Below are 21763 nucleotides of genomic sequence, written 5' to 3' on the forward strand. Positions count from 1 at the left end.
ATGCCACCGCGGTGGCTAGGTGTTGCTGGTGCCCCAGTCGTCCTCCTCCGCCGCGGAGCGTGACTCCCGCTGCGTGATCTTGTCCCGCAGCGGCCGCACCTTGCCGAGCGCCTTCGTGGCGGCCTCCCGGCCGCCCAGCGCGGCCGACTCGGCGGTGTTACGGACGGCCGGGTTCCGCACGAACCGCTGCGTGCACGCACGCAACTGCTCGTACCTCTCGCGGCCGGCTCGCGTGCCGAACACGTAACCCACAGCCAACCCGCTCATGAACGTCAGCCGGTAGCGCATCGACCTGCCCTTCTGGTTGTCCTTCGTCTCGGACCCCGGAGTCGTGCCGCACGTCTACCCGCACGCGCCGCAGATCACCCTCCGATCACCCACGGGCATACCGATTGGCGGACCACCCCCCTGCTTGCGCTAATGTATGTGTCGCAGCGAGCGCACGCCCTCCGGGAACCCCGGACGGGGGCGCGGTCGAGGCACACGGAGCAATCCCCTGTAGCTCAATTGGCAGAGCAGCCGGCTGTTAACCGGCAGGTTACTGGTTCGAGTCCAGTCGGGGGAGCTCGGTCCCCTGTAGCTCAATTGGCAGAGCATTCGGCTGTTAACCGGAGGGTTACTGGTTCGAGTCCAGTCGGGGGAGCAGCACGGAAGAGGGCCCCGCGCGGGGTCCTTTTTCATGCCCTCGTCCCCTGTTCACGCCCTGGTCACCCCCCTGATCCCGGGCCGATCCACGGCATGCGGGCGCACAACATCGGCCCGCCGAAGCAACAGATCGTATGAGCGGCTATGCTGCGGCAGACGGCGCGCACAGATGCGCACGACGCGCCGTTACGGGGCGGTAGCTCAGCCGGTTAGAGCAGCGGACTCATAATCCGTCGGCCGTGGGTTCGAGTCCCACCCGCCCCACCACCCACTACGCGGGGAGAACCGTTTCTACCTGCGGAAACGTAAGAACGGGGGGCACCACTCCAAGGTGGTGCCCCCCGTTCATCCGTTCAGACCAAGATCCAGTGGACACACAGTGGACGCGGGGGCGATTCAGTGGACAGAAGCGCCCTCACGCCGCCTTCCGGCGCCCTTTCGGAGCCCGGAGACCGTGGCGGGACGCCGCCGGAGGCAAGCCGGTCGGTAGGGCCCATGCCTCGACGGTCGGGGACTCGGAGCGGGCGACCGTGAAGCGCGTGAGCGAGAAGTCGGCTCGCTGCTCCTCGAGGTAGCGGTCGTTGAAGTCCTCCACGCGCACCAGCTCCAGGTCGCTCGCGGAGCAGTGATCACGTACCCACTTCACCGCTCCGTTGGCGGCGTCGTCCTGACCCCGGCCGGTCAGGGTGATCATGCCGAGGAGGTCGGAGTCCGGTTGGGTCTGCGCTCCGACGGCCCAGGTGTCGCCTGACTGCCTGGCGCCGTGCGCGAAGAAGACGGCGATGTCGTTCTGCCAAGCTGCCTCGGGGATCGTCAGCGGGGTGCGCACCTGGAAGGGGACGTCGCGGGGGACGACGGCCATGACCGACTCTGCCTCGGCCCGCAGCATCTCGGGCAGCACGCTGGTGTACGTGTCGGAGGTGATCTGGCGCGAGGAGTGTCCCAGCTTCTCTTGGACGACCTTGATGTCGTGCCCGGCGAGCAGGGACAGGGTGGCGGCGAGGTGGCGCAGGTCGTGGAGGCGGACCGGCGGCAGGCCGGACAGCTCGACCAGGCGGGTGAAGCGTCGGGATATCCAGTCGGGGTGCAGCGCCTCGCCGTTCTCGTGCGTCCACACCCGGCCGCTCTCGTTGTAGGCGTCTCCCCACTCCTGGCGCTGCTTCTCCTGCTTCGCGCGAAAGGCGGCGAGGTTGTCCGCAGACTCCAGGCTCAGGGACAGGGTGCGAACGCTGTCGGCCTTTGGCGCTTCTCCGTAGAGCTCGTACGCCACCTCGACGATCTGCTGGGAGATCCGTAGCCACAGGGCATCGAGGCTGACCTCCGTCCAGGGTAGGGCGGCCATCTCGCCGCGGCGGGGGCCGAGGAAGATGAAGCTGTGCCACAGCTCGTAGAGCCAATCGTCCTTGACGAAGTCGAGGAATTGGCCGGTCAGCTCCGGTGTCCAGACCATGACCGGGCCGGGCTTCTCGCCGGTGCGCTTCCAGTGCTCGATGCGCTCGGGAGTCCAGACGAGCGGCTTGGGTCGAGCGACCGGCGGCAGCTCCACGAGCTGAGCCCAGTTCCTCTGGAAGAGCTGTTCGCGCTTGATGCCCCAGGACAGCGCCGAGCTGAGGGTGTCGTTGATGCGGTGCATGGTGGCTGCGGAGGTGACCTTCCGCAGCCCCTTCTTTCCCTCGCGCAGCTCTGCGTTGGCGTCGAGAAAGGCCCGGCGCGCGGCGCGGCGCTCCTCCTTCTTGGCATAGCCCGCCGTCTTCACCCAGGCCCGGTGCGCGGCGTCGCGCTTCTTCTGGAGCTCGTCGACATGCAGCCGGTGGAGGATCCGCTGGGCGTTCTCTTTCTCGATCGCGTCGTACATCTTGTCGAGGTGCCGAACCTTGAGGTCACGACACTTGATGTGCCCGAGGTGCGGGAGGAGGTAGTTGTTGATGTGCTCCTCGTAGCCGTGGCGGGTCGTACGGGCCAGGGACTTCTTCGCCTTGATCCACCGGAGGAAGAAGTCGCCGCACTTCTCATCGGACAGCACGTCGCCGCCGGCCATGGCGGCGTCGTAGATCTCCCTGGCCTTCTTCTTGGCGTCTTCCAACTTGGCGAAGCCGCCGCGGCGTACCCGCTGGCGGGTGCCGCCCTCGGCTGGTTCGAGCTCGAAGTAGAAGTTCCAGGTGCCGTGCCCCTTGCCTAGCTTGGGGCACGTCGTGCCGATGGAGCCGATCTTGGGGTTGCCGTCGGCGTCGAGGACGGGGTTGCCCTTCTTGTCCTTGAGTGGTCCCTTGCACTGGCACCGCCTGTAGTAGCTCGGCTCGAACATCCGACACTGCTCCCTGTTGACTGTCGCTTGGATCACAGCCAGCCGTTCGTGTGCGTACGTGTCCGTACGTGTCTGGCGTGATCTCTCTCGATCTTGCTGGGGCTGTCGGACAGCGTTGTAAAGTTGCTGACAAGTTGGCGCGGGGGAGATTGCGACCAACGAGATGACTGCTCAGGAAGCGGGCGGACAGGCTTCGGCCGGAGCGATGGGTCTGGAGGAGCTGCTGGCTCTTCCGGCCACGGTCAACGTGACAACTGCCGGGCGTGCTCTGGGAATCGGCCGAGACAAGGCGTACGAGCTGATCCGCAATGGGAAGTTCCCTGTTCGGACGCTCCCGCTAGGCGGCACAGTCCGGGTACCAACGGTGGAGCTGTGGAAGGTCCTCGGCATCGAGCAGCGCCGGGACGCGGGGGTGAGTACGTGATCGACGGAGGTGGCGCGTGATCTTGGGGTGTTTGTTGGGTTTCCAACAATGTGACCTATCTTCGGTAAACTAGTTCACTAAAGGGGGTCGGTAGGAGGGGCGAGGAGATGCCGAGGCTGTACGGCTTTGAAGACATGGCGTACCGGCGGGTGCGCGAGAGCGAGGCGGAGGGCATTCGTGCTGCCGCCTCGCGGCGGTTGCTCAAGCAGCCCTATCCCGCCATCACGGAGTGGATGAACGCCGAGGGGTACCGCACGACGCGCGGTGGCCTGTGGAAGCCAGACGTCCTGGCAAACGTGCTCGATCACCCGGCCATTGCCGGCCTGGAGGAAGACGAGAACCGCAACCTCGTCGAAACGGGCGGCCCCGCGATCATCCCTCGGGAGGACTTCGAGGCCATCCGCGCCATGCGCCCCGTCCACGACCCCGACAAGCAGCGGGCGCCACAGCGCGAGTACCTGATTCCGGGTCTGATGGGTACCTGCGGGCTGTGCACGACCTCGCTGGGCTCCTCTCCCTCGAACCGCGGCAGCCGCGGTTACCGGTGTGCGCCCAGCACAGCTCAGCATCCGGGCGGGTGCGGCAAGGTCCGCATCAATGCTGACCTGTTGGAGACGTACGTTGCTGAGCACGTGCTGGCAGAGTTGGCCAAGCCGGACGTCAGCGCGCTGATTGGTCAGGCGCGAGATGAACTGCTGGCCCAGGCTGCCCTCTTGCGTAAGGAGGCGGCAGCCGCGCGCCGTCGGCAGAAGAAGCTGGGCGTGGACTACGGGCGTTCGCCGGACATGTCGCTCAAGGCGTTCAGGGCAGCCGACAAGGAACTCACGCAGCTGATCCGCGAGAGCGAGACGAAGGCTCGTCTCCTGGAGCAGGTCAAGCATGTGCCGGTGGGTGACATCCCTGACCTCGTGCGCTGGTGGAAGCACGCGCCGATGAGGGCGAAGAAGGGTGTCTTGGTTCTCATGCTGGAGAAGGTGGCTGTGTACCCGGCCGCGTCCAGAGGCTCTCGCACGGTGGACGCGGACCGGGTGGCACTGCATTGGCGGCAGTGGGGCGCGGAGGCTGAGGAGTTGTCCGCCTAAACTGCGCTGCCGGCGCCTTTGGGGCTGATGTTGTAGCCGATGGTGGCCAGCGCGAGACCGGTGGCCACACAGATGATGGAGAGCCCCGCCAAGGCGGGGCTGACGGCGTTTTCGACAGACAGCGGCCACGCGTGCCCGGTCCGGTCAGCGATGATGTACGCGCAACGGCTGAGCGCATGGGCTACGCCGAAGATGCCCCCGGCTGCAGCGATGGACAGTCCGGTTGCGGCTGCGCGTCGTTGCTGCCAGGCCGCAATGGCCAGCCCGGTAGAAAAGGCGCCGATTTCCAGCCCGGCCACGGCTGTGAAGCCGAGGTAGGTGAGCAGGTACAGCCAGACGTCGGATCTACGCGCGTAGGTCGCGGACAGCTCAGTGTGCGCGGTGTCGGCCATGTGGAACTCCCAGATCATCGCCGCGACAACACAGCACACGGCGATGATGCGCACCGCGACTCCCGCCTGTACGTGGCTTCTTGAGTGCGTCCAGTCCACGATCATGACTTGGAGGCATGCCCAGAAGATCACTGCGGCGAGGTCCGAGGCGAGGGAGGAGACCTCGTTGAGGTCCATGAGTCGGTCAATGGCTTCGGCGACTGTGGGGATCGCCAGGAGTGAGCCGATGAAGCAGGCTGCGAACGCCGACATTCGGGCCCTATGGGCGATTTGATAGACCGCTTGATTGCGACGCTTACGGGTGTAGTGCAGGCGTATCGCCGCGCTTACGGCTGTGACAAGGGCACAGACGCCGTAGATGAGGCCGTCCAAGAGGTTCAACGTCCTTCCAGATCATCCGCTGCCCTCTCAGCGGCTTCGTGCAGGCTCAGCAGGCGGCGCGGCCGGCCCTCACGGGGCTGGTCGACGCCGGGGGGAGGTGGGGGGATCGTGGGGACCTCTTCGGGTAGTCCCCTGCGACCACGGATCTCCCGGAGCTTCGAACTGATTTCAAGAATGTCCTGCACCTCAAGACCCTGCATTAAACGCAGGACTTCGCGGGCTTCTGGGCGCTCCTGGTACACGGACAGGGCTGCGAGGTCGTCCCACTCAGGTCCTGGGAGCAGGAACGCGGCCGGGGCGTCGAGTGCCTGTGCAAGCGCGATGAGTGTAGACGATCTGGGGTTGCTACTGGTGCCGTTCATCAGGCTGTTGACGGTGCCGTGCGACAGCAGGGGCTTGCGCTGTCCCACGGGGGTCGTTGCATCTGAGACGTCCCTGGCGCTGGGCGTGAACCCGTCCGGATCGCGGCGTAGTCGCAGCAGGGCGAGCAACTTTGAGGCCAGGCTCATGAGTTGACGCCGGTCAGTGGTGTCTGTCATGTCCGCCTTCTCTGGCCGTGCCGTATGCTGCCGCAGGTGACTGGCCGGTAACAATCGTCCCTGCCTCTACGATACCTCGCAGCTCGGAGGGGTTATAGGGTTTGTTGGACAGTTTCCCCGGGGGTGCCGGCGGGCGAACTGCGGGCGTCACGCGCTCCGTTGCCTGCCTCTTGGTGGGCTGTCGAGGAAGTCGCATCTGGGCGGGCGAAGGCGGCGCGCTTGCCGTTCACGGGAGGAATCGCATGTCCGAAATCGACGAGCGGCGGATCGCTGAACTGGCCAAGCAGCCCCCGTGTTTGCTTCGAGGTGGGACGGGCGTCTCGACCCGCCAGGAGGCCCGAAAGCTGCTGGAGTGGCAGGCTGGCATGCGCGGCCGGGAGCCAGACGACGGCCTGCAAGAGGATGGGTGCTGTTGAGTCACAGGGTGACCAGCGCCCAGGCAGGGGCCAGATAGGTGACATTTTTGAGATGCTGCTGTACGTTTTGACGTGCCGGGCGGGTACAGCAGCCGCAGGAGCCCGTACGGCAGCGTCGCGCGAGCGGCGTCCTTCCCTACTCCTCGCCGGGCGGCCGACCCCCCCCGCGCCCCGCCCGGCGAGGAGTCGGCCGTCCGGTGCGGCCGTCGGGGTGCGTGACGGGAGTCAGCCCGCCGTGACCGCTTGGTCGTGGCGGGCTCTCTCATGTCCGCAGCCAGAAAAGGGAATTCAGAAATGCAGTGAATTCCCTTTTCGAATTCCTCTGAAATAAAAGAGTTCTGAACTTGCTTTGGCGGTATTCGCCATTAAGATATAAGTGTAAGAACAAAGGGGAAAACCCAAACGGAATTCACGAAAGGCGCGGGGAAATGGCTGACAACAAGGTCGAGTTCATCAACATCAAGGTCAGCGAGATTGCTCCCAACCCGGAGCAGCCGAGGAAGTTCTTCTCGGAGGAGGCGCAGGATGAGCTGACCAACAGCATCAGGGAGAACGGCCTCCTCCAGCCGGTCGTCGTCCGGCCGGTCGAGGGCGCCAAGGTCCCTTACATGCTGATCGCGGGCGAGCGGCGCTGGCGGTCCTGCCAGGCGGCCGGCCTGGAGGTCATCCCGGCGAAGGTCGTCGAGGGTGCCACCGAGGAGGAGGCGTACGTCCTCAGCATCGCTGAGAACGTCAACCGGGCGGACATGACCATCATGGAGGAGGCTGGTGCGTACGCCGACCTCAAGGCTGCCGGATGGACCCCGGCGAAGATCGCCAAGCAGTTCGGCAAGACGGAGACGCACATCACTTGGCGGCTGGGCCTGCTCACCCTGCGCCCCGAGGTGGCCGAGATGGTCGACCAGGGGCAGATAAAGAACAACCTCGCCTGGCACATCGCCCAGCTCAACCCGGCGAACCAGATGGTGGCCGCCATGCGGTACGTGCGCGGCGACTTCGACAGCGAGGCCGAGGCGCAGCACTTCGCCAACGGCCTCAAGATGATGGAGCAGCAGACCTCCCTCACCAACGAGAAGGCGCCGACGGCCGAGGAGCAGGAGAAGCAGAAGAAGGCCAAGGCCAAGGCGAAGGACGGACTCGGCAAGGCGGAGGAGGTCCTGATCCCGCTGCTGGAAGAGTTGGCGGAGAAGAAGCCGGAGGACCTGGCCGTCATCCTCGGTGACGACCTCGCCCGCCACCTGCGGGTCGTCGGCCGCCTGTACGCCAAGGTGCAGATGGTGCGGAACCTGCTGAGCAAGGCGCAGGGCATCCAGCGGGCCATGGCCGAGGAGTTCAACAAGGCGGCCGTTGAGGTCCAGCAGGAGGCCACGGCTGCGAAGAAGGCCGAGGTGGCGGCCAAGCCCGAGGCGAAGGCCGAGAAGCCGGAGGCGAAGGCGGCGGACGAGCCGCAGTCCACAGCGAAGAAGGCGGCGGCCAAGCCCGGCCCGAAGCCCGCGGCGCGCACGGCCGCGGGCGCGAAGGCCCCGGCGCGCCGGACGCCCACCAAGAAGGCGGAAGCGGCAGGAAAGTAGACCGGAGGGGCGCGGCGGCGGCCGCGCCCCTGTTCTCCTGTGGGTTTGGGTGAGTGGGCGCGGCCGGAATTCCGGCCGCGCCTCTTTCCACTTGAGTCCCTGTCCAAATTGCAACCCGTTTCTGCCCGAGCCGGGCGCGCGGGGGGACTCTCCCTACGCGCCCGGTGCCGCTCAGACCCCCAAGATCCGAGCGGGCGGCATCATCGGTCACCGGGGCCGCCGGCGGCGACGCCGACGCACCCCGGCATCTGAGCACCATGAAAGGAATGGCTACGTGCTCACTCTGTTCACCAACCGGTTCCAGGCGTTTCAACGCCCGCAAGGGGTGCCGGTACGCATCACCCTGGGCGCTCCCCGCTTCAAACTCCCCTACTCCCTCACCCACTCGGTGCGGGAGCTTGCGCCGCGTCGGGACTACCTCTCCCAGCCTGAGCCCGAGTTCACGGCGGCCTACCGGGCCGACCTCGACCAGCTCGGGCCCGACCGGATCGCCGCGCGGCTGCGGCAGATCACGCAGGCCGAGGGTGATCACCGACTGGTGCTGCTCTGCTTCGAGGACCTGGCCAAGCCGGGTCTGTGGTGCCACCGCCGCGTGTTCGCCGCCTGGTGGAAGGACGTCACGGGAGACGAGGTGCGGGAGCTGTCCCCGATGGATCAGCAGGGCACCTTGATCTGAGCGTCGGAAGCGCGCCCTAAAGATAGGTGACATGATTCCAAGGAGCTGCCTGCTCCTTGTGTAAGGTTCCAGCGCAGCGCCCGGCCCGGCACCCCGAGGCCGGGCGCTGTCGTTCGTCGGGAGGCGAGAGATGTTCCAGGGCACCATCCCGGGCCCCATGCGCTCCATCGTGCGCGAGACCGCCAGCGGCTGGCCGAGCGGCCCGGTGTACGTCCCGTGCTGCGGCAACTTCACCATCGAGCGCAGCGTGGCCGGCATGGGGTTCGCCCTCCACTCCTCCGACGTGTCCATCTACACCAGCGCGGTCGGCCGGTGGCTCACCTGGCAACCGGTCGGCATCCAACTCCGCGAGGAGAGCCGAGACGAACTCGGCTGGCTCGCGGGCTCCTTGGACGACGGTGTCGGCACCGTCGCCACGCTCATGCTCGGCACGCGGTTCCTCGCCAGCGTCGGCCGCGAGGGGCTGTGGCACGAACGGGTCGTCCGCTCCTACCGGGAGCAGTGGAAGGCCAAGCACGCGGAGACGGTCGAGCGGCTGTCCGGCTCGGACATCGAACTCGCCTCCTACGAGGTGGAAGACGTGCGCTCCTGGCTCCAGAAGGTTCCCCGTGACGCCCCGGTGTGCTCCTTCCCTCCCTTCTACGGCGGCGGCTACGAGAAGCTGTACGAGCCGCTGGAGGCGCACTTCACCTGGGACGCGCCCGAGTACGAGCCGCTGTCCGATGACGACGTGGTCAGCGTGCTCGGCGCGATCACGGACCGGCCGTACTGGCTGACGGCCTCCAACCACAGCGTGCCCGAGCTGCACCCCTACCTGCGCGGCGTGATCAAGGCGACGCCGCGCGCCGCTCCCTTCTACGTGTACGCCAGCGAGGCCCGCACGAGGATCGTCGCCCCACGCCAGCCGATCGAACCGGTGAAGGTCCCCCGCCTGCGGGAGGGTGACGAACTGGTCGGTCCGCTGCGGCTGTCGTTGCTGAAGCCCGGACAGTTCAACGCGCTGCGCTCCCGGTACCTCAACCCGAAGATCGCGCCGGGCGCGGCGAACCTGGCCGTCGCGGTGCAGGACGGCGGCGGACGGCTCCTGGGCGTTTTCGCGATGGCTCCGAGCACGTTCACGCAGGACGAGGCGTACGTGCTCTCGGACTTCGCGGTCGCGCCGACCGACTACCTGCGGCTGTCGAAGCTGATCGTGCTCGCGGCCACCAGTGCCGAAGCGCAGTTGCTATGCCAGCGGGCGTTTTCGCGGCGGATCCGGCGGGTGGCGACGACAGCGTTCAGCAACAACCCGGTGTCGATGAAGTACCGCGGGCTGCTGCGGCTGCACAAGCGCAGCCCATCGAACGAGGACGGCTGGAAGTTCCAGCTCCAGTACCAGGGGGCTATGGGCCAGCACACGCTGGCCGAGGCCCTTGAGATGTGGGCGAAGCGGTGGGGCGCCCCGACGACGAAGACGGGAGTCTGACCATGGAGGAGACCACGCGCCTCGCCCCGCCGCAGATGGTGCAGGGCGACCCGCGCACGCTGACGCTGCTCGACGTCAACGCGCGGTTCCTGCCGCACGAGCAGTTCCGCCAGCTCGTGGCGAACATCGAACGTGACGGCTGCCTGACCTCGACGCCGCTGGTGTGGAACGACCGCGACACGGGACGACTGGTCGTCCTGTCCGGCAACCACCGCACGCTCGCCGCGATCGAGGCCGGCCTGTCGCAGATCTGGTGGATGCAGATAGACGAGCCGCTGCCCCGCCAGCGGCAGATCGCGCTCCAGCTCTCGCACAACGCCATCGCAGGGCAGGACGATCCGGCGATCCTCAAGGAGCTATACGACGAGCTGGAGTCGGTGGAGTGGCGGCAGTACACGGGCCTGGACGACAAGGCCCTGGACCTGCTGGAGAAGGTGGACGTCGCCTCCCTGGGTGAGGCGAACCTCGACTTCGCCAGCGTGCAGTTCATGTTCCTGCCCGATGAGCTGGAGCAAGCCGAGGCCGCGTTCGACGCCGCCCGGTCCGCGGCGACGGCGGACCAGCGGTGGGTGGCCGGGCTGGAGCAGTACGAGCCTGTGCTCGATGCGCTGGAGACCTCCCGAGCCGCGTACAAGATCGGCAACAGCGCGACGGCGCTCGGCGTGATCCTCGCTGTGTTCGAGCGGCACCTGGGCGAGCTGGCCGAGGGCTGGTTCGACTCCGCTACCGGGGAGGCGACCCGGGCGGGGACGGCGCCGCTGGAGACGGTGTTCGGCGTTCGGGACGTGCCGGTGGAGACGGCTGCCCTGGTGCGGGCGGCCATCGACCGGATGGTGCAGGACGGCACCGTGCCGGCCGAGGAGCCGTGGCGGGCGCTGGAAGTCCTGGCCGCACAGAGCAACTAGACGGCCTCGGCCAGGAGGTGAGCGGTGGCCGAGGACACCGTGGAGTCCTGGGAGCGGCAGAGCGGGGAGTCGGTCCAGGCGTTCGAGGCGTTCGCCGCGTACCGCGATCTCGGCCCGGCGCGGAGTGTCACGAAGGCGGCACGGGAGTTGAATAAGTCTCGCTCCCTGCTGGGACGTTGGTCGCGGCAGTTCGCATGGGTGATGCGGGCGGCGGCCTACGACCGGGAGCAGGACCGGCTGTTCCTCGCGGAGCAGGCGCAGGCGCGGCGGGAGATCGCCCGCAGGCACGCGAAGTTGGCGCAGGCCGTGCAGAGCAAGGCGGTCGCGCGGCTCCAGACGCTCGACCCGCGGGAGCTGTCGCCGTCGGAGCTGCTGCGCTACATCCAGGTCGCGGCGGAGATCGAGCGACGGGCCGTGGGTGAGGCCCCGGCGGCCGGGACGGTCGAGGACCGGGACCAGGGCGTGGACGTGGCGTCCCTGTCGGACGAGGAGCGCCGGGCCCGGATGGATCAGCTCCGCCGTGAGCTGGAGCGCCGGCTGTCGGAGGGCACGCAGTGAGCCGCGGCCGGGCCAAGCGCCGCATGGTTGAGGGGTTCGCAGACCCGTCGGTGATGAGCGACGAGCAGTTGAAGGCCGAAGTCGCGGCACTGGTACGGGCCGATGAGCTGTCGGCGCGCAGGTGGGCGTGCGAGGTCCCGAACTGTGACGGGCTGCCGCATGAGGGGTGGCTTCACCACCATGCCCGTGCGGCGCAGCGTCAGCCGCTGTGGCTGTGGACGGTGTGGATGCTGCTCACCGGCCGTGGCTGGGGCAAGTCGCGGACGGCGGCGGAGACGGTTCGGGAGTGGGCGCAGACGCCAGGTCTTCAGATCGCAGTGGTGGCGAAGAACGCGACGCTCGTGCGGGACATCTGCTTCGAGTCGCCGAAGTCCGGTCTGCTGTCGGTGTTCCCGCCGGAAGAGGTGGCCAAGTACAACTCGTCGCTCGGTGAGACGACACTCCGGCTGACGAATGGCACGCTGATTCGCGGGTTCGGTGCGGAGACGCCGGACAACCTGCGTGGCTGGGCGTTCGACAAGGCGTGGTGCGACGAGTACGCGGCCTGGTCGCGGCACACCGCGCAAGAGGTCTACGACATGCTGTGGTTCTGCCTGCGTGAGGCGGACACCCCGCAGGTCGTCATCTCCACGACGCCCAAGCCGCTCCCACACGTCAAGCGGCTCGTCGAGCGCGGTCGGGAGCAGGAGAAGGCGCATCAGGGGGGTGGGGCGCCGCCGCGGGTGGTGTTGACCCGCGGGCACATGCGGGAGAACGACGCGAACCTGTCGGCGGCGGCCCGTGAGGAGCTGGAGGAGGAGTACGCCGGCACCCGGCTGGGCCGTCAGGAGCTGTCCGGCGAGCTACTCGAGGACGTTGAGGGCGCGCTGTGGAAGGGCTGGATGCTGGAGGTCGAGGGCTTCCGGCCCAGGCCCGAGCATCTGCCGGACCTCCAGCGCGTGGTGGTGTCCGTGGACCCGGCGACCAAGAGCCACGAGAACGCAGACATGACGGCGTTCGTCGTGGCGGGGCGCGGGTTCCCGGTGGAGACGATGTTCGGGGACGACCGGCCCCGCGGGTATCTGCTGCACTGCGAGCAGGACCGGTACACGCCGACGCAGGCGATGAAGCGGGCCGCCACGCTGTACCACGAGCACCGGGCGGACTGCGTGGTCATCGAGGCGAACAACGGCGGCGACTACCTGCCCGCTCTCCTGGAGCAGGTGGATCCGACGGTGAACTGGCGCATCGTTCACGCCACGCGCGGGAAGCGGGCGCGGGCGGCCCCAGCAGCGCAGCTGTACGAGCAGGCTCGGGTGTCGCATGTCGGCCCGGCTCGGCGGTTCGCGGAGCTGGAGGAGCAGATGACCACGTTTGTTGGCCAGGGGGAGACGGAGGACTCACCGGACCTGTTGGACTCGGCCGTGTGGGCGCTATGGGATCTGTTCCTCGATCCCACGATGCCTCCTCCGCGTGGCGGGGAGGACCAGCGGTTGAGCGGTCGGCGGTAACCGACGGTCTCCCCGGGGTGGCATAACGTCATGCTCGGGGGTTTGAGGTCATTAGCCTTGACTAATGGAATTAGGTATGGCTAATATCTTCTCTTGAATCAATCATGCCGGTGTGGGAGGTGGAGACATGGAGCCGGGCGTCCGAGCTCTACCCGAGGACGGCTACGAGGAGCGGCTGACTGCGGAGCTGGCCCGACTGCCTCGCGACGTCACAGTTGAGATCAGCCGACTCCAGCGCGCATCCGGACTGACTCAGTCAGCCCTAGCTGCCCGTATGGGCGTAACGCAGGGTCGCGTCAGTCAGGTCCTCTCCGGTGATGCGAACGCCACACTCCGCACGCTGGCATCAGCAGCGGCGGCGCTCGACGCACACTTTGTTATTCGGCTTGAGCCGAACCCTCCCAAGGCCGACGAATAAGGGCCTCCTGTTGTGGACCATGGGCTCATGCCAATTGAGGTTACAGAGGAGGCCGCGGGTTCTGCACTCTCGGGACTAGTGAATCTCTGCCATTCACATATGCCCGTACGAGCATGATCCGATACTGGTCCCATGCTTCGTCCAGCGACCGCCGATATTCGAACGCCTGGCCGGTGTTTTCCCAATGGCGTGCATCGGCGCAGTGCTGCCGGATGCCCTGCATCCAAACTTGCTCCTCCCTGGTCTTCGCGAGGTCTTGCTCGCGCAACTCTTTCGCAAGGTCACGAGCCTTGGTCTCCACCTCGTCGGGTGTCCAGGTCAGGTCCCAGCGCAGGCGGCACCAGTCGTTCCGATGTTGAAACATTCGGGTGTCCAGACGCTGCAATCCGTAAACGAGTGCCGCCTTTTGTAGCGCGCGGAACCATCCTGGAGTGCTCTTGCTCGTTCCACCCTCACTCTCGTTTCTCCTGCTCTTGACCGCGCCAGTGAGTCGCTCTGCGTCCAGAATGCTGGGACCTACGCCTCCTGCGAGCACGGCTGCGTATGGTGACGCTATGAGGGCGCCCAGCAGCGCAGCCAGCCCAGCTGTCAACAGGATGACCTGAAGAGAAGTGACGATGCTGGCTCGGGTGAAGGGCCGTAGACCCTTCCCTTGGCCGCGAGCCCAGAGCCATGCCCAGCCGCTAGGCAAAGCGACGATGAAGGCGACCAAGGCCCTCGCCCATGTGGACTGCTCGCCGACGACGGGAATCGCCAAGGACTCGTCGAGCATCTGCCATGCCGTAGTTGCCACGACAACCACCTTGATCCGCAGGCGCTACTACCTTTCTACGCGCAAGGGCAGCTTTCTTCCTGTTGTAGGCCCTGTGATCGGCGACGCCGACGCCGATGGGACGGCCCACTAAGCTGGCATGCGGCGCGGGGCCAATCACCGGAGGACTGCCCCCGATGAGCCTGCGCCAATTGGTGATCGACGCCTGGTCGTGGCTGAACTACAAGCCGGTGATGGCCGACGCTGGCCGTCCGGGCAGCCGCGCGTTCCCGGAGCTGGCCAAGACGTGGGTGCCACCACACGAGTTGCGGCGGCTGGCCGCGTACAAGGTGCTGGCGTCATATGACAACAACCAGGCCGGACAGCTTGCGGCGGCCGGTGGCGATGCGAGCGCGTTGGAGCGGCGGGAGCTGGGCGACGCGGCGAACCTCGTGGACACTGCGCTCGGCTACCTCCTCGGTTCAGAACAGAAGGTCGCGGTCGAGGGTGCGGAGCACGCTGATGAGGTGACGCCAAGGCCCGGTGCGGTGGAGGCCGCCGCGGTGCAGGACCGGTTGCGGAAGTGGGCGGACAAGGAGCTGCTGACGTTCCGGGTGCAGCAGGCGGAGCGGGCGGCGGTGCTGCTCGGGGACAGCGTGATGGTGCTTGCGTGGAACCCGGAGAAGCAGCGGCCGACGCTGCGGGTCTACGATCCGGGGTTCTTCTTCCCGCAGTGGGGTGACGAGGACGAGGACTTTCCCAGCCGGGTGCATCTGGCGTGGGAGCTGCCGGCGGACGACGACGCCGGGCTGACGGCCAGGGTGCGTCGGGTGACGTACGAGCTGGGTCCGATCTCTGAGGACGGAGAGTCCGGCGAGGACGGTGCGGCGGCTGCTGGGCGGCGGTACCCGTGGGAGCCGGGCCGGACGTCCAATATGACGTGCTACCTCACCGACGCGGAGTGGCTGCTGGAGGACCTGAAGAACGGCGAGACCCTGGACCGGCTGCCGATGGACAAGGCCGCGTACCGGGTGCGGCCGGACGGCACGGAGCTGAACCGCCTGGATCTGTTGATCGACTTCGTGCCCGTGATCCACATCGCGAACACGATCCCGGACGGCGGGGAGCACTGGGGGCGCTCGATTCTCGCGCGGGTTCTGCAGGCACTCGACGAGCTCGCGGCCACCGACTCGGACAGCTCGGCCGCGTCGGCGACGACGGGCACGCCGATCATCGGGCTCGCGGGTGCGCGGCTGCCGGTGGACCGGGCGACGGGCAAGCCGCAGGAGCTTCAGGTGAAGGCCGGTGCAGTGTGGCAGCTCGGTGAAACGGGGCGGATGGATGCCCTGGACACGTCGCCGCAGTTGGCCGAACTGCGGGCGCGGGTGGATCACCTGCTGGAGCGGATCGCGGCCAACTCGCGGGTGACGGCGGCCGGGCTCGGGACGCTTGAGGCCACGGAGGTGCCGTCGGGGTACGCGCTGAAGCTGGCCCTGGGGCCGCTGGATGCGCTGATCGGGATGATGCGGCTCGCCCGTGAGCACAAGTACCGGCTGCTGTTCAAGATGGTGCAGCGGCTGTACCAGGCCGGGCGGGCGGAGGGCTGGGCGGCCGGGGAGACGCTGCCGGCGAGGTTGGCGTGGGCGCCGCACACGCCGACGGACCGGGGCGCGGTGCTGGAGGAGGTCGTCAAGGCGTACGGGGCGGGGGTGCTGTCGCTGGAGACGGCGGTGGCGATGCTGCTGGAGGCCGGGTACCCGATCAAAGACGCCTCGCAGGAGGTTGAGCGGATCAGGGCGAAGGCAGAGCAGGAGGCAGCGGTACGGATGGCGGAGGCCGCTGCTCGGCGCGGGCGCGAGGAGGGCGAGGACCAGGAGGAGGATGACGGGTCGGCGTCGGCCGGGGTGGGGAAGGTAAGCGAGCGGGAGCCGGTGGAGGCGGGCCGGTGACGCGGCCTCGGGGTGCGTTGAGCGGAGGTCAGCGCCAGATGCCGCGGGCGCGCATCAGGTCGATCTGGGGTTCGGTGACGTGCTCGCGGTATTCGGCGTGGTTGTACGGCGGGCGGTCGGCGTAGAGGTTGGCCGGGTAGATGGGCTGTTCGTAGAGGGTGGCGAACAGCTCGGTGCGCAGGTCCTTGGCCCAGTTGGTCCAGGCGGCGGTGGTGCGCTGGCGGCGGAGGGCGGGCAGGTCGATGGTGGCGGTGACGAAGGTGGCGACGCCGCCGTGGTCGAGGTGGCCGACGGTGCGGCCGGTGTAGTCGGTGATGGTGGAGTGGCCGCCGAAGAAGTCGACGCGCTGCACGTCGGCTCCGGTGTAGGAGGCCGGGTTGGGGGCGAGGACGTACATGGTGTTATCGAGGGCGCGGGCGCGGTTCTGGATATCGAAGGCGCCGGAAGCGACGCCGGGCAGCGGGTAGCTGGTGCGGTAGGCGATCTCGCATCCGCCGAGGGCGAGGCCGCGGGCGTTCTCCGGGTAGGACGCCTCGTTGGCCATCATGACGCCGAGGCGGCCGATGGCGGTGTCGGCAACGGGCCAGTACGCCTCGGGGGTCCGGCCGTAGAGGCGGGTCCACTGGTCGAGGACATCGTGTGGGCTGAGGCTGTGTTCCATGGGTGGCAGCGGGGCGAGCTTGTAGTGCCGCAGGACGATCTCGCCGTCGGGGTCGATGACGAATCCGACGTTGAAGTACCGGTCGGGGAAGGCCGGGTGGAGGGCCTTGGCCTGGGCCATGACGTGGATGTTGAACTCGCGGGCCCAGCGGCCGAGTTCTTGTGTTTCCGCGCCGGGAAGGCTGATGGCGCAGGTGCGGGCGTAGGTGGCGTGGTCGAGGTCGTGGATCTCGTCGGTGAAGCCCTGGAGCGCGCCTTCGGGCAGGGCGACCAGTCGGACGGGGTGGTCGAGGCCGCCGAGGGAGACGGCGGTGCGGGTGAGGGCGTAGAGGTGGTCGAGGTTGGTGGCGATGTCGTCGCGCTGCTGGATCTCGGTGATCTCCGGGATGAGCCCGACAGCGGTGTAGGGGTCGAGTGTCATGGGTGGTGCCTCCTTGTTCGAGGCCATCCTGTGGGGGCGGTCGGACAAGGGTTCGTGGCCGTGTCGGTGCAGGTGGCTACACTGGCCGTCAGCGCGGGGGCGCGCTCTGGAGGAGATGTATGGTCCGGCCCCTGCCGCCTCGCCGTCCTGTCGGCTACCGCCGTGACGGGCGGCCGATCTACCCGATTCTCGGTGCCTCGTCGGAGGACGAGACGAACGACCAGCTCGACGACGCCCCGGACGGCGGCGGCCAGGAGCAGCAGGTCACGGTCACTCAGGATCGGTTGGGCAAGATGCTCACCCGGGAGAAGGCGCAGGGTGAACGGGCTGCGATCAAGCGGCTGTTGGCCACGCTCGGGTTCGACTCCCCGAAGGCGCTCACTGAGTTCGTGACCGCGCAGCGGGAGGCCGAGCAGGCCGCGCTGTCGGAGGTGGAGCGTCGGGAACAGGCGGCTGCTGAGCGGGAGTTGCAGGCCGCGCGTCGGGAGGAGCTGGCCGCCGAGCGGGAGAGGGCGGCGCTTCGCCGGGCCGCGCTGGTGGCGCTCGGCGCGGAGGGTGACGATCTGGTGGACGCGGAGCGTCTGCTGGCCGTGGACGACGAGGACGCGGACGAGGCGCAGATCCAGTCGGCGGCCGAGGCCCTGCGAGCCAGGCGTCCGGAGCTGTTCGGTGAGGTCCGCACTCCGGTGCCGGCCGCCCCCGCGGGAGCGCCGGCAGGGCGAGGCCCGACCCGTACGGCCCCGGTGTCCAAGCCCGGTTCGGCCGGGCTGGAGATGGCCAAGCGCCGTGGCCTGATCCCGGAGTTCAGCGACTCCGCCGCCCGATAGTCCGGGCCTCAGACCTTGGGGGACCACGCCCCCTGAACTTCGTGGACGGCATCGCCTCCGTGGGCGGTGTGCGGAATCTGACCGCAGCGTCCATGGAGACCAAGCACATGACCATCCAGCCCGTATCGACGTCCGAGTACACGACCGCCAACCGCGAGTGGCTGGCGTCCCTGCACGGCACCGACTCCGTCGACACGATCACCCTCGACCTGAACCTGTTCTGCGAGGGCACGCACTACGTGTGCGGCGACGGTTGCGACCCGTATGGCCGGGTGCTGTCCGGTGTGCCGGTTGGCAGGGTCGCTGAGTCCGGCCTGTATGGCCCGTACGATCCGGAGGCGCACTGTGGCCGCCAGATCCTGCGCGGCTTCGTGATCGCCGAGGCCCCGTTCGCGCCGGGGCAGACCCGTGTTCCGGCCGCGCTGCTGTGGCATGGCGCGGTGAAGGCGTCGAAGGTGCCGGGCGGTATCGACGTGTCCCAGCTCGTGTGGCACCCGCGTGCCGCGCAGATCCGCTTCGTGTGAGCGGGGGCTGAGCTATGACGATTCAGGACCTGCTCAAGGACGTCTCGGTCATGGACCTGACGGCGTTCGCCAGGGCGATCCCGTCCCCGAAGGACTTCCTGCTCACCCAGACGATCTTCCCGACCGTGGAGATGCGTGAGGTGAAGTGGCGTACGAAGGACTCCGGCCGGTACGTCAACGTCGCCAAGTACCGGGCGTTCAACGCCTCGGTGCCGTTCGCGACCCGTGAGGCGTGGCAGACGTCCCGAGAGGGTGCGCTGCCCGCGCTGGGCCAGAAGCTCGTCGTCTCCGAGCAGGAACAGATCCTGCTGGAGGCGTCGCACGGCTCGGATCAGGACCGGCTGATCGAGCTGCTGTACGACGACGTGGAACGGCACGTCGAAGCGATCCGGTCCCGGCTGGAGCTGGCCGCCGGCGACGTACTCGCGGACGGCCGGTTCACGCTGGAACAGGAGAACGGCCTAACGCTGGAGGTGGACTGGAACGTCCCCGCCGAGAACATGCCGGTCGCCCGTATCCCGTGGTCGGACCCGGCCTCCGACCCGATCGCGGACGAGCTGCGATGGATCCAGCACCTGGACGACATCGGCGCCCCGGAGCCTGAGCTGGTGATCACCAGCCGGAAGGCGTTCAGCTACCTGGCGGCGAACAACGCCTACCGGGCGGCCTACTACGGCAGCGTGAACCCGTCGACCACGCCGACGGCCACGCTCACGCCGCAGCAGATCAACGTGGTGCGCGGCAACTACAGCCTGCCGCCGATCCAGTTCTACAAGGCCCAGGTGCGGGTGGACGGCAAGCCCCGCAAGGTGCTGCCGGAGGACCTGTGGATTCTGGTGCCGCCGGAGCGGGAGAAGTGGGCGCAGACCATGTACGGGGTGACCGCGGAGGCCCTGGTGCTATCGCGTGGAACAAATCCGGAGATCATCCGGGAGGACGCCCCCGGCCTGATCATCACGCGCGGTGTCCAGGATGACCCCGTGCAGATCTGGACCAAGGGCGCCGCGGTCGGGATGCCCGTCATGCACACCCCGGACGCGCACATCGTGGCGAAGGTCCTGTGATGGCGGGCCGGGGGCGGCTGAAGGCCGCGGTCTACGTACAGGACCCGACCACGCGGGAGGAGTTGATCCTGCTGCCGGGAGACTACCCGGAGCCGGGGGTGGCCGCGCTGATCACCAACCCGGACGCGTGGGAGGAACCGCCGGACGACTGCGACGAGCCGGAAGAGACTGTCGTGGTGGAGAAGTTCGGGCCGTCCGGGAACAAGGACGGCGGCCAGGAGGAGACGGCTGGCACGGGCGGGGCGAGGAAGTCCCCGTCAAGGCGGGGCGCGGGTCGTTCCGCGTCCTCGTCGTCGTGACCATCTGGAGGCGGCCCGCCACCGGGAACAGCCCGGCGGCGGGCCGCACCGCGTGGAGGGAGTAGCGGGTGGACGAGTTCCAGCGGTCATGGCTGCTGGCGCAGATCGGGCCGGACACCGACCCGGCCGACCTGGAGCGCCGGTTCTTCCGACTGCGCTCGGTGCGCGCAGTTGCGCTGGAGGTGCTGGGCGAGCGGCGAGCGAAGCTCCTCGCGGACCCGCTGAAGGTCACCGTGGACGGGGTGGTGACCATGGACCTCCAGGAGAACTTGCGAGGGATCGAGCGGCATATCGAAGTTGTACGGCAGGTGCCTGCGCCAGAGGACGAAGACGAAGCGAGCGAAACTCTGGCAGTGGCTAGGCTCGTGCCGACCCGCTGCTACAGATAGCGCGCGGCTCTGGGGCCACGCCGGCGAGACACTGCAGCACTTCGTCTGTGCCTTGAGACCGCCCGAAGGCCGCGGGGGCAGGTGCCCCCGCGGCGTGTCTCACGGTTCTACGGCCAAGGCCAGTGGCCCCAACTCGCCGCCCCGAGTACCAGGGACGCAACTGCTGCACCCGTCACAATCGCGGGCGAGATGTACACCGCGAAGACGGTGCGGCCGCCGATCAGCAGTTGTACGTTGGCGCGCCGTACATGGGCGGACGTCGACGATGGAGGCTCCGGGCCCCAGGCGTCATCCGCGGGGCCATCCCCGGGTGACTGCTGGCTGGAGCCTGTGCCATGGTGTGTACTCACCAGTTGTCCTTTCGCATGAGCAAGGCCGCCGTCTCCCTGGCCGCCAAACCTGAAGAAGACGGTGGCACGCGACACTCGGTCCCCCCGGGTTCGAGAGGACACAAAAGGGCCCCACCAGACCTAGGCATGGTGGGGCCCTCATTGATGACGCGACCGTATCGGAGGGGCCAGGAGCGAGGCAAGTTGACCCTGCGACTCGTGCCCTGGCGTCAATGGCCAGATGTCCACGGGGGAGTTGTGCTGGTACTGCGCATGCACAGGTCAGTGCCACGCGGTGCCCACACCAGCACCCCCGATAACGTCGCCAACGGTGTTGAGGGTGATCAGGCGCTCGCGCTCGCCTGCTTGCGGCGTCGAAGGAGGGCCAGCACGGCGATTGCAGCGAAGGTCATCCACGCCTTGCCGAGAATCTGGCCGGGCAGGTACTCGAAGGAACCGAAGGCCAACTTGAGGAAGAGGAGGCTGTCCGCGAGCAGGCCGACGGCGTTCGAGGCGAGCATCGCGATCAGCAGGCCGCGCTTCCGGAGGGGCTCGTAGACGACGAAGTCCATTGTCTCGGCCACCGCGAAGGCGGCAGCTGAGGCGCCAGCCAGCGCCGGGTCAGCAAGGAAGTACGACAGGATGGTGCCGACGGCTATGGCCGCGAGAACAGCACCACGGCCAGCGGACTCACGGGCGAGGTCCCGAAGTACCAAGGCGAGACCCACCATGTAGACCCCGGCAGGGGCGACGTAGCCGAAGCCGACGGGGACGGCTCCGAAGTGGGTGACAGCAAGGTTCGCGGCAGGGATGGTGGCGACGTAGGCGACGAGGGTCGCGATACCGGCAGGGGCGGGGACGTTCACGGTCTTCTTTCTGTTTCGGTGATGTGGCGGTTTGCGCCGATACCACGCCGTGGACGGACAGCGAGGCGAACGCCCAGACAGTACAACCCAGGCCACTGACATCGGCACGGCTCGCGGCCTTGGAGACTCTGTCTGGGATTGAGTGCACTGCCGACGGCATATGCAGATCAGGGCACCATGAGTCGGCTACATCCGGGCGCACCAGAAAGCGCATCTCGACCATGCACTCGCAGGTCAGGCGGAGGTCGTTCCCCAGCGGTCTCGCGGTGGTCGTTGCTGTGCCCGGCTCGCTGGGATGACGGTGTCACATCTGAGCAAGACGTTGTTTCGGCCGTATTTGGTGGCGCGACGCATTTAGCGAACCAACCCGATAGGTCCATTTAGTCCCTAATGGGTGGGTGTGCGGCGACCGCAGAC

The 21763-nt window shown here is 67.8% G+C and carries 21 protein-coding genes and 3 tRNA genes; 17 read left to right on the forward strand and 7 right to left on the reverse strand.

What is annotated here, in order from left to right:
* Nucleotides 1-15: 15 nt before the first annotated feature.
* Entirely contained in the window at nt 16-288 is a 273-nt protein-coding gene (locus ASC60_RS13060) for a hypothetical protein (RefSeq protein ID WP_055550281.1), read from the reverse strand.
* Nucleotides 289-492: 204 nt separating this feature from the next.
* Here ASC60_RS13060 and ASC60_RS13065 point away from each other — a divergent pair.
* The 3 genes from ASC60_RS13065 to ASC60_RS13075 all read left to right on the forward strand — a co-directional run bounded on the left by ASC60_RS13065 (nt 493) and on the right by ASC60_RS13075 (nt 912).
* A tRNA-Asn gene (locus ASC60_RS13065) sits at nt 493-565 on the forward strand.
* A gap of 5 nt (nt 566-570) precedes the next feature.
* Nucleotides 571-643: transfer RNA gene (locus ASC60_RS13070), tRNA-Asn, on the forward strand.
* Between the two features lie 192 nt (nt 644-835).
* A tRNA-Ile gene (locus ASC60_RS13075) sits at nt 836-912 on the forward strand.
* Between the two features lie 148 nt (nt 913-1060).
* Here the strand turns inward: ASC60_RS13075 and ASC60_RS13080 are convergent.
* Nucleotides 1061-2950, reverse strand: coding sequence for a site-specific integrase (locus tag ASC60_RS13080; RefSeq protein WP_055550283.1), 1890 nt, complete (start codon nt 2948-2950; stop codon nt 1061-1063).
* Nucleotides 2951-3481: 531 nt separating this feature from the next.
* Between ASC60_RS13080 and ASC60_RS13090 the strand changes: the two genes are divergently transcribed.
* A complete protein-coding gene (locus ASC60_RS13090; RefSeq protein WP_055550285.1) occupies nt 3482-4456 on the forward strand; it encodes a recombinase family protein in 975 nt (324 codons plus the stop codon).
* Here ASC60_RS13090 and ASC60_RS13095 read toward each other — a convergent pair.
* Nucleotides 4453-5220 (reverse strand): hypothetical protein, encoded by a 768-nt coding sequence (locus ASC60_RS13095; RefSeq protein ID WP_159043246.1) that lies wholly within the window; start codon nt 5218-5220, stop codon nt 4453-4455. The genes ASC60_RS13090 and ASC60_RS13095 overlap by 4 nt on opposite strands.
* 5 nt (nt 5221-5225) lie before the next feature.
* Nucleotides 5226-5768 carry a hypothetical protein gene (locus ASC60_RS41615; RefSeq protein WP_144383701.1) on the reverse strand — a complete coding sequence of 181 codons (543 nt, stop codon included), beginning with the start codon at nt 5766-5768 and terminating at the stop codon, nt 5226-5228.
* Nucleotides 5769-6612: 844 nt separating this feature from the next.
* On the opposite strand from ASC60_RS41615, the gene ASC60_RS13105 reads away from it, so the two are divergent.
* The 7 genes from ASC60_RS13105 to ASC60_RS44040 all read left to right on the forward strand — a co-directional run bounded on the left by ASC60_RS13105 (nt 6613) and on the right by ASC60_RS44040 (nt 13267).
* Nucleotides 6613-7755, forward strand: a complete 1143-nt coding sequence (locus ASC60_RS13105) for a ParB/RepB/Spo0J family partition protein (RefSeq protein WP_055550291.1) — start codon at nt 6613-6615, stop codon at nt 7753-7755.
* 274 nt (nt 7756-8029) lie between these two features.
* A complete protein-coding gene (locus ASC60_RS13110; protein ID WP_055550293.1) occupies nt 8030-8431 on the forward strand; it encodes a DUF488 family protein in 402 nt (133 codons plus the stop codon).
* 130 nt (nt 8432-8561) lie between these two features.
* Nucleotides 8562-9896, forward strand: a complete 1335-nt coding sequence (locus ASC60_RS13115; protein ID WP_055550295.1) for a hypothetical protein — start codon at nt 8562-8564, stop codon at nt 9894-9896.
* A gap of 2 nt (nt 9897-9898) precedes the next feature.
* The gene (locus ASC60_RS43710) at nt 9899-10801 is read left to right on the forward strand and encodes a ParB N-terminal domain-containing protein (protein WP_055550297.1); all 903 of its coding nucleotides are present in this window, start codon (nt 9899-9901) and stop codon (nt 10799-10801) included.
* A gap of 24 nt (nt 10802-10825) precedes the next feature.
* Nucleotides 10826-11359, forward strand: a complete 534-nt coding sequence (locus ASC60_RS13125; protein WP_055550299.1) for a hypothetical protein — start codon at nt 10826-10828, stop codon at nt 11357-11359.
* Between the two features lie 53 nt (nt 11360-11412).
* Entirely contained in the window at nt 11413-12849 is a 1437-nt protein-coding gene (locus ASC60_RS13130) for a terminase large subunit domain-containing protein (protein WP_159043247.1), read from the forward strand.
* A gap of 127 nt (nt 12850-12976) precedes the next feature.
* Nucleotides 12977-13267: a helix-turn-helix transcriptional regulator gene (locus ASC60_RS44040; RefSeq protein WP_079038370.1), complete on the forward strand. Its 291-nt coding sequence runs from the start codon at nt 12977-12979 to the stop codon at nt 13265-13267.
* A gap of 40 nt (nt 13268-13307) precedes the next feature.
* On the opposite strand, the gene ASC60_RS41620 is transcribed toward ASC60_RS44040, so the two are convergent.
* Nucleotides 13308-14060: a hypothetical protein gene (locus ASC60_RS41620; protein ID WP_159043248.1), complete on the reverse strand. Its 753-nt coding sequence runs from the start codon at nt 14058-14060 to the stop codon at nt 13308-13310.
* A gap of 155 nt (nt 14061-14215) precedes the next feature.
* On the opposite strand from ASC60_RS41620, the gene ASC60_RS13135 reads away from it, so the two are divergent.
* Nucleotides 14216-15967 (forward strand): hypothetical protein, encoded by a 1752-nt coding sequence (locus ASC60_RS13135; RefSeq protein ID WP_055550303.1) that lies wholly within the window; start codon nt 14216-14218, stop codon nt 15965-15967.
* Nucleotides 15968-15995: 28 nt separating this feature from the next.
* On the opposite strand, the gene ASC60_RS13140 is transcribed toward ASC60_RS13135, so the two are convergent.
* Nucleotides 15996-17048: a nitrilase-related carbon-nitrogen hydrolase gene (locus tag ASC60_RS13140; protein ID WP_055550305.1), complete on the reverse strand. Its 1053-nt coding sequence runs from the start codon at nt 17046-17048 to the stop codon at nt 15996-15998.
* Between the two features lie 119 nt (nt 17049-17167).
* On the opposite strand from ASC60_RS13140, the gene ASC60_RS13145 reads away from it, so the two are divergent.
* The 5 genes from ASC60_RS13145 to ASC60_RS13165 all read left to right on the forward strand — a co-directional run bounded on the left by ASC60_RS13145 (nt 17168) and on the right by ASC60_RS13165 (nt 20151).
* Complete coding sequence (locus tag ASC60_RS13145; RefSeq protein WP_055550307.1) at nt 17168-17875, forward strand: hypothetical protein; 708 nt, start codon at nt 17168-17170, stop codon at nt 17873-17875.
* A gap of 41 nt (nt 17876-17916) precedes the next feature.
* A complete protein-coding gene (locus ASC60_RS13150) occupies nt 17917-18399 on the forward strand; it encodes a head decoration protein (protein ID WP_234356926.1) in 483 nt (160 codons plus the stop codon).
* 14 nt (nt 18400-18413) lie between these two features.
* Entirely contained in the window at nt 18414-19463 is a 1050-nt protein-coding gene (locus ASC60_RS13155) for a major capsid protein (RefSeq protein ID WP_055550309.1), read from the forward strand.
* Nucleotides 19463-19762, forward strand: a complete 300-nt coding sequence (locus ASC60_RS13160) for a hypothetical protein (RefSeq protein ID WP_055550311.1) — start codon at nt 19463-19465, stop codon at nt 19760-19762. The genes ASC60_RS13155 and ASC60_RS13160 overlap by 1 nt, the downstream gene beginning before the upstream one ends.
* A 68-nt stretch (nt 19763-19830) precedes the next feature.
* Nucleotides 19831-20151 carry a hypothetical protein gene (locus tag ASC60_RS13165; protein WP_055550313.1) on the forward strand — a complete coding sequence of 107 codons (321 nt, stop codon included), beginning with the start codon at nt 19831-19833 and terminating at the stop codon, nt 20149-20151.
* A gap of 673 nt (nt 20152-20824) precedes the next feature.
* Here the strand turns inward: ASC60_RS13165 and ASC60_RS13170 are convergent.
* Nucleotides 20825-21346 (reverse strand): VUT family protein, encoded by a 522-nt coding sequence (locus ASC60_RS13170; protein ID WP_055550315.1) that lies wholly within the window; start codon nt 21344-21346, stop codon nt 20825-20827.
* Nucleotides 21347-21763 lie beyond the last annotated feature (417 nt).

Source organism: Streptomyces sp. NBRC 110028 (assembly GCF_001417735.1).
Classification (GTDB): Bacteria; Actinomycetota; Actinomycetes; order Streptomycetales; family Streptomycetaceae; genus Streptomyces.

What these genes read in the sequence shown, in the direction of transcription:
- ASC60_RS13060 (WP_055550281.1), bottom strand. Translation starts at nt 288, where the DNA reads ATGCGCTACCGGCTGACGTTCATGAGCGGGTTGGCTGTGGGTTACGTG.
- ASC60_RS13080 (WP_055550283.1), bottom strand. Translation starts at nt 2,950, where the DNA reads ATGTTCGAGCCGAGCTACTACAGGCGGTGCCAGTGCAAGGGACCACTC.
- ASC60_RS13090 (WP_055550285.1), top strand. Translation starts at nt 3,482, where the DNA reads ATGCCGAGGCTGTACGGCTTTGAAGACATGGCGTACCGGCGGGTGCGC.
- ASC60_RS41615 (WP_144383701.1), bottom strand. Translation starts at nt 5,768, where the DNA reads ATGACAGACACCACTGACCGGCGTCAACTCATGAGCCTGGCCTCAAAG.
- ASC60_RS13105 (WP_055550291.1), top strand. Translation starts at nt 6,613, where the DNA reads ATGGCTGACAACAAGGTCGAGTTCATCAACATCAAGGTCAGCGAGATT.
- ASC60_RS13115 (WP_055550295.1), top strand. Translation starts at nt 8,562, where the DNA reads ATGTTCCAGGGCACCATCCCGGGCCCCATGCGCTCCATCGTGCGCGAG.
- ASC60_RS43710 (WP_055550297.1), top strand. Translation starts at nt 9,899, where the DNA reads ATGGAGGAGACCACGCGCCTCGCCCCGCCGCAGATGGTGCAGGGCGAC.
- ASC60_RS13130 (WP_159043247.1), top strand. Translation starts at nt 11,413, where the DNA reads ATGAGCGACGAGCAGTTGAAGGCCGAAGTCGCGGCACTGGTACGGGCC.
- ASC60_RS44040 (WP_079038370.1), top strand. Translation starts at nt 12,977, where the DNA reads ATGGAGCCGGGCGTCCGAGCTCTACCCGAGGACGGCTACGAGGAGCGG.
- ASC60_RS13135 (WP_055550303.1), top strand. Translation starts at nt 14,216, where the DNA reads ATGAGCCTGCGCCAATTGGTGATCGACGCCTGGTCGTGGCTGAACTAC.
- ASC60_RS13140 (WP_055550305.1), bottom strand. Translation starts at nt 17,048, where the DNA reads ATGACACTCGACCCCTACACCGCTGTCGGGCTCATCCCGGAGATCACC.
- ASC60_RS13145 (WP_055550307.1), top strand. Translation starts at nt 17,168, where the DNA reads ATGGTCCGGCCCCTGCCGCCTCGCCGTCCTGTCGGCTACCGCCGTGAC.
- ASC60_RS13155 (WP_055550309.1), top strand. Translation starts at nt 18,414, where the DNA reads ATGACGATTCAGGACCTGCTCAAGGACGTCTCGGTCATGGACCTGACG.
- ASC60_RS13160 (WP_055550311.1), top strand. Translation starts at nt 19,463, where the DNA reads ATGGCGGGCCGGGGGCGGCTGAAGGCCGCGGTCTACGTACAGGACCCG.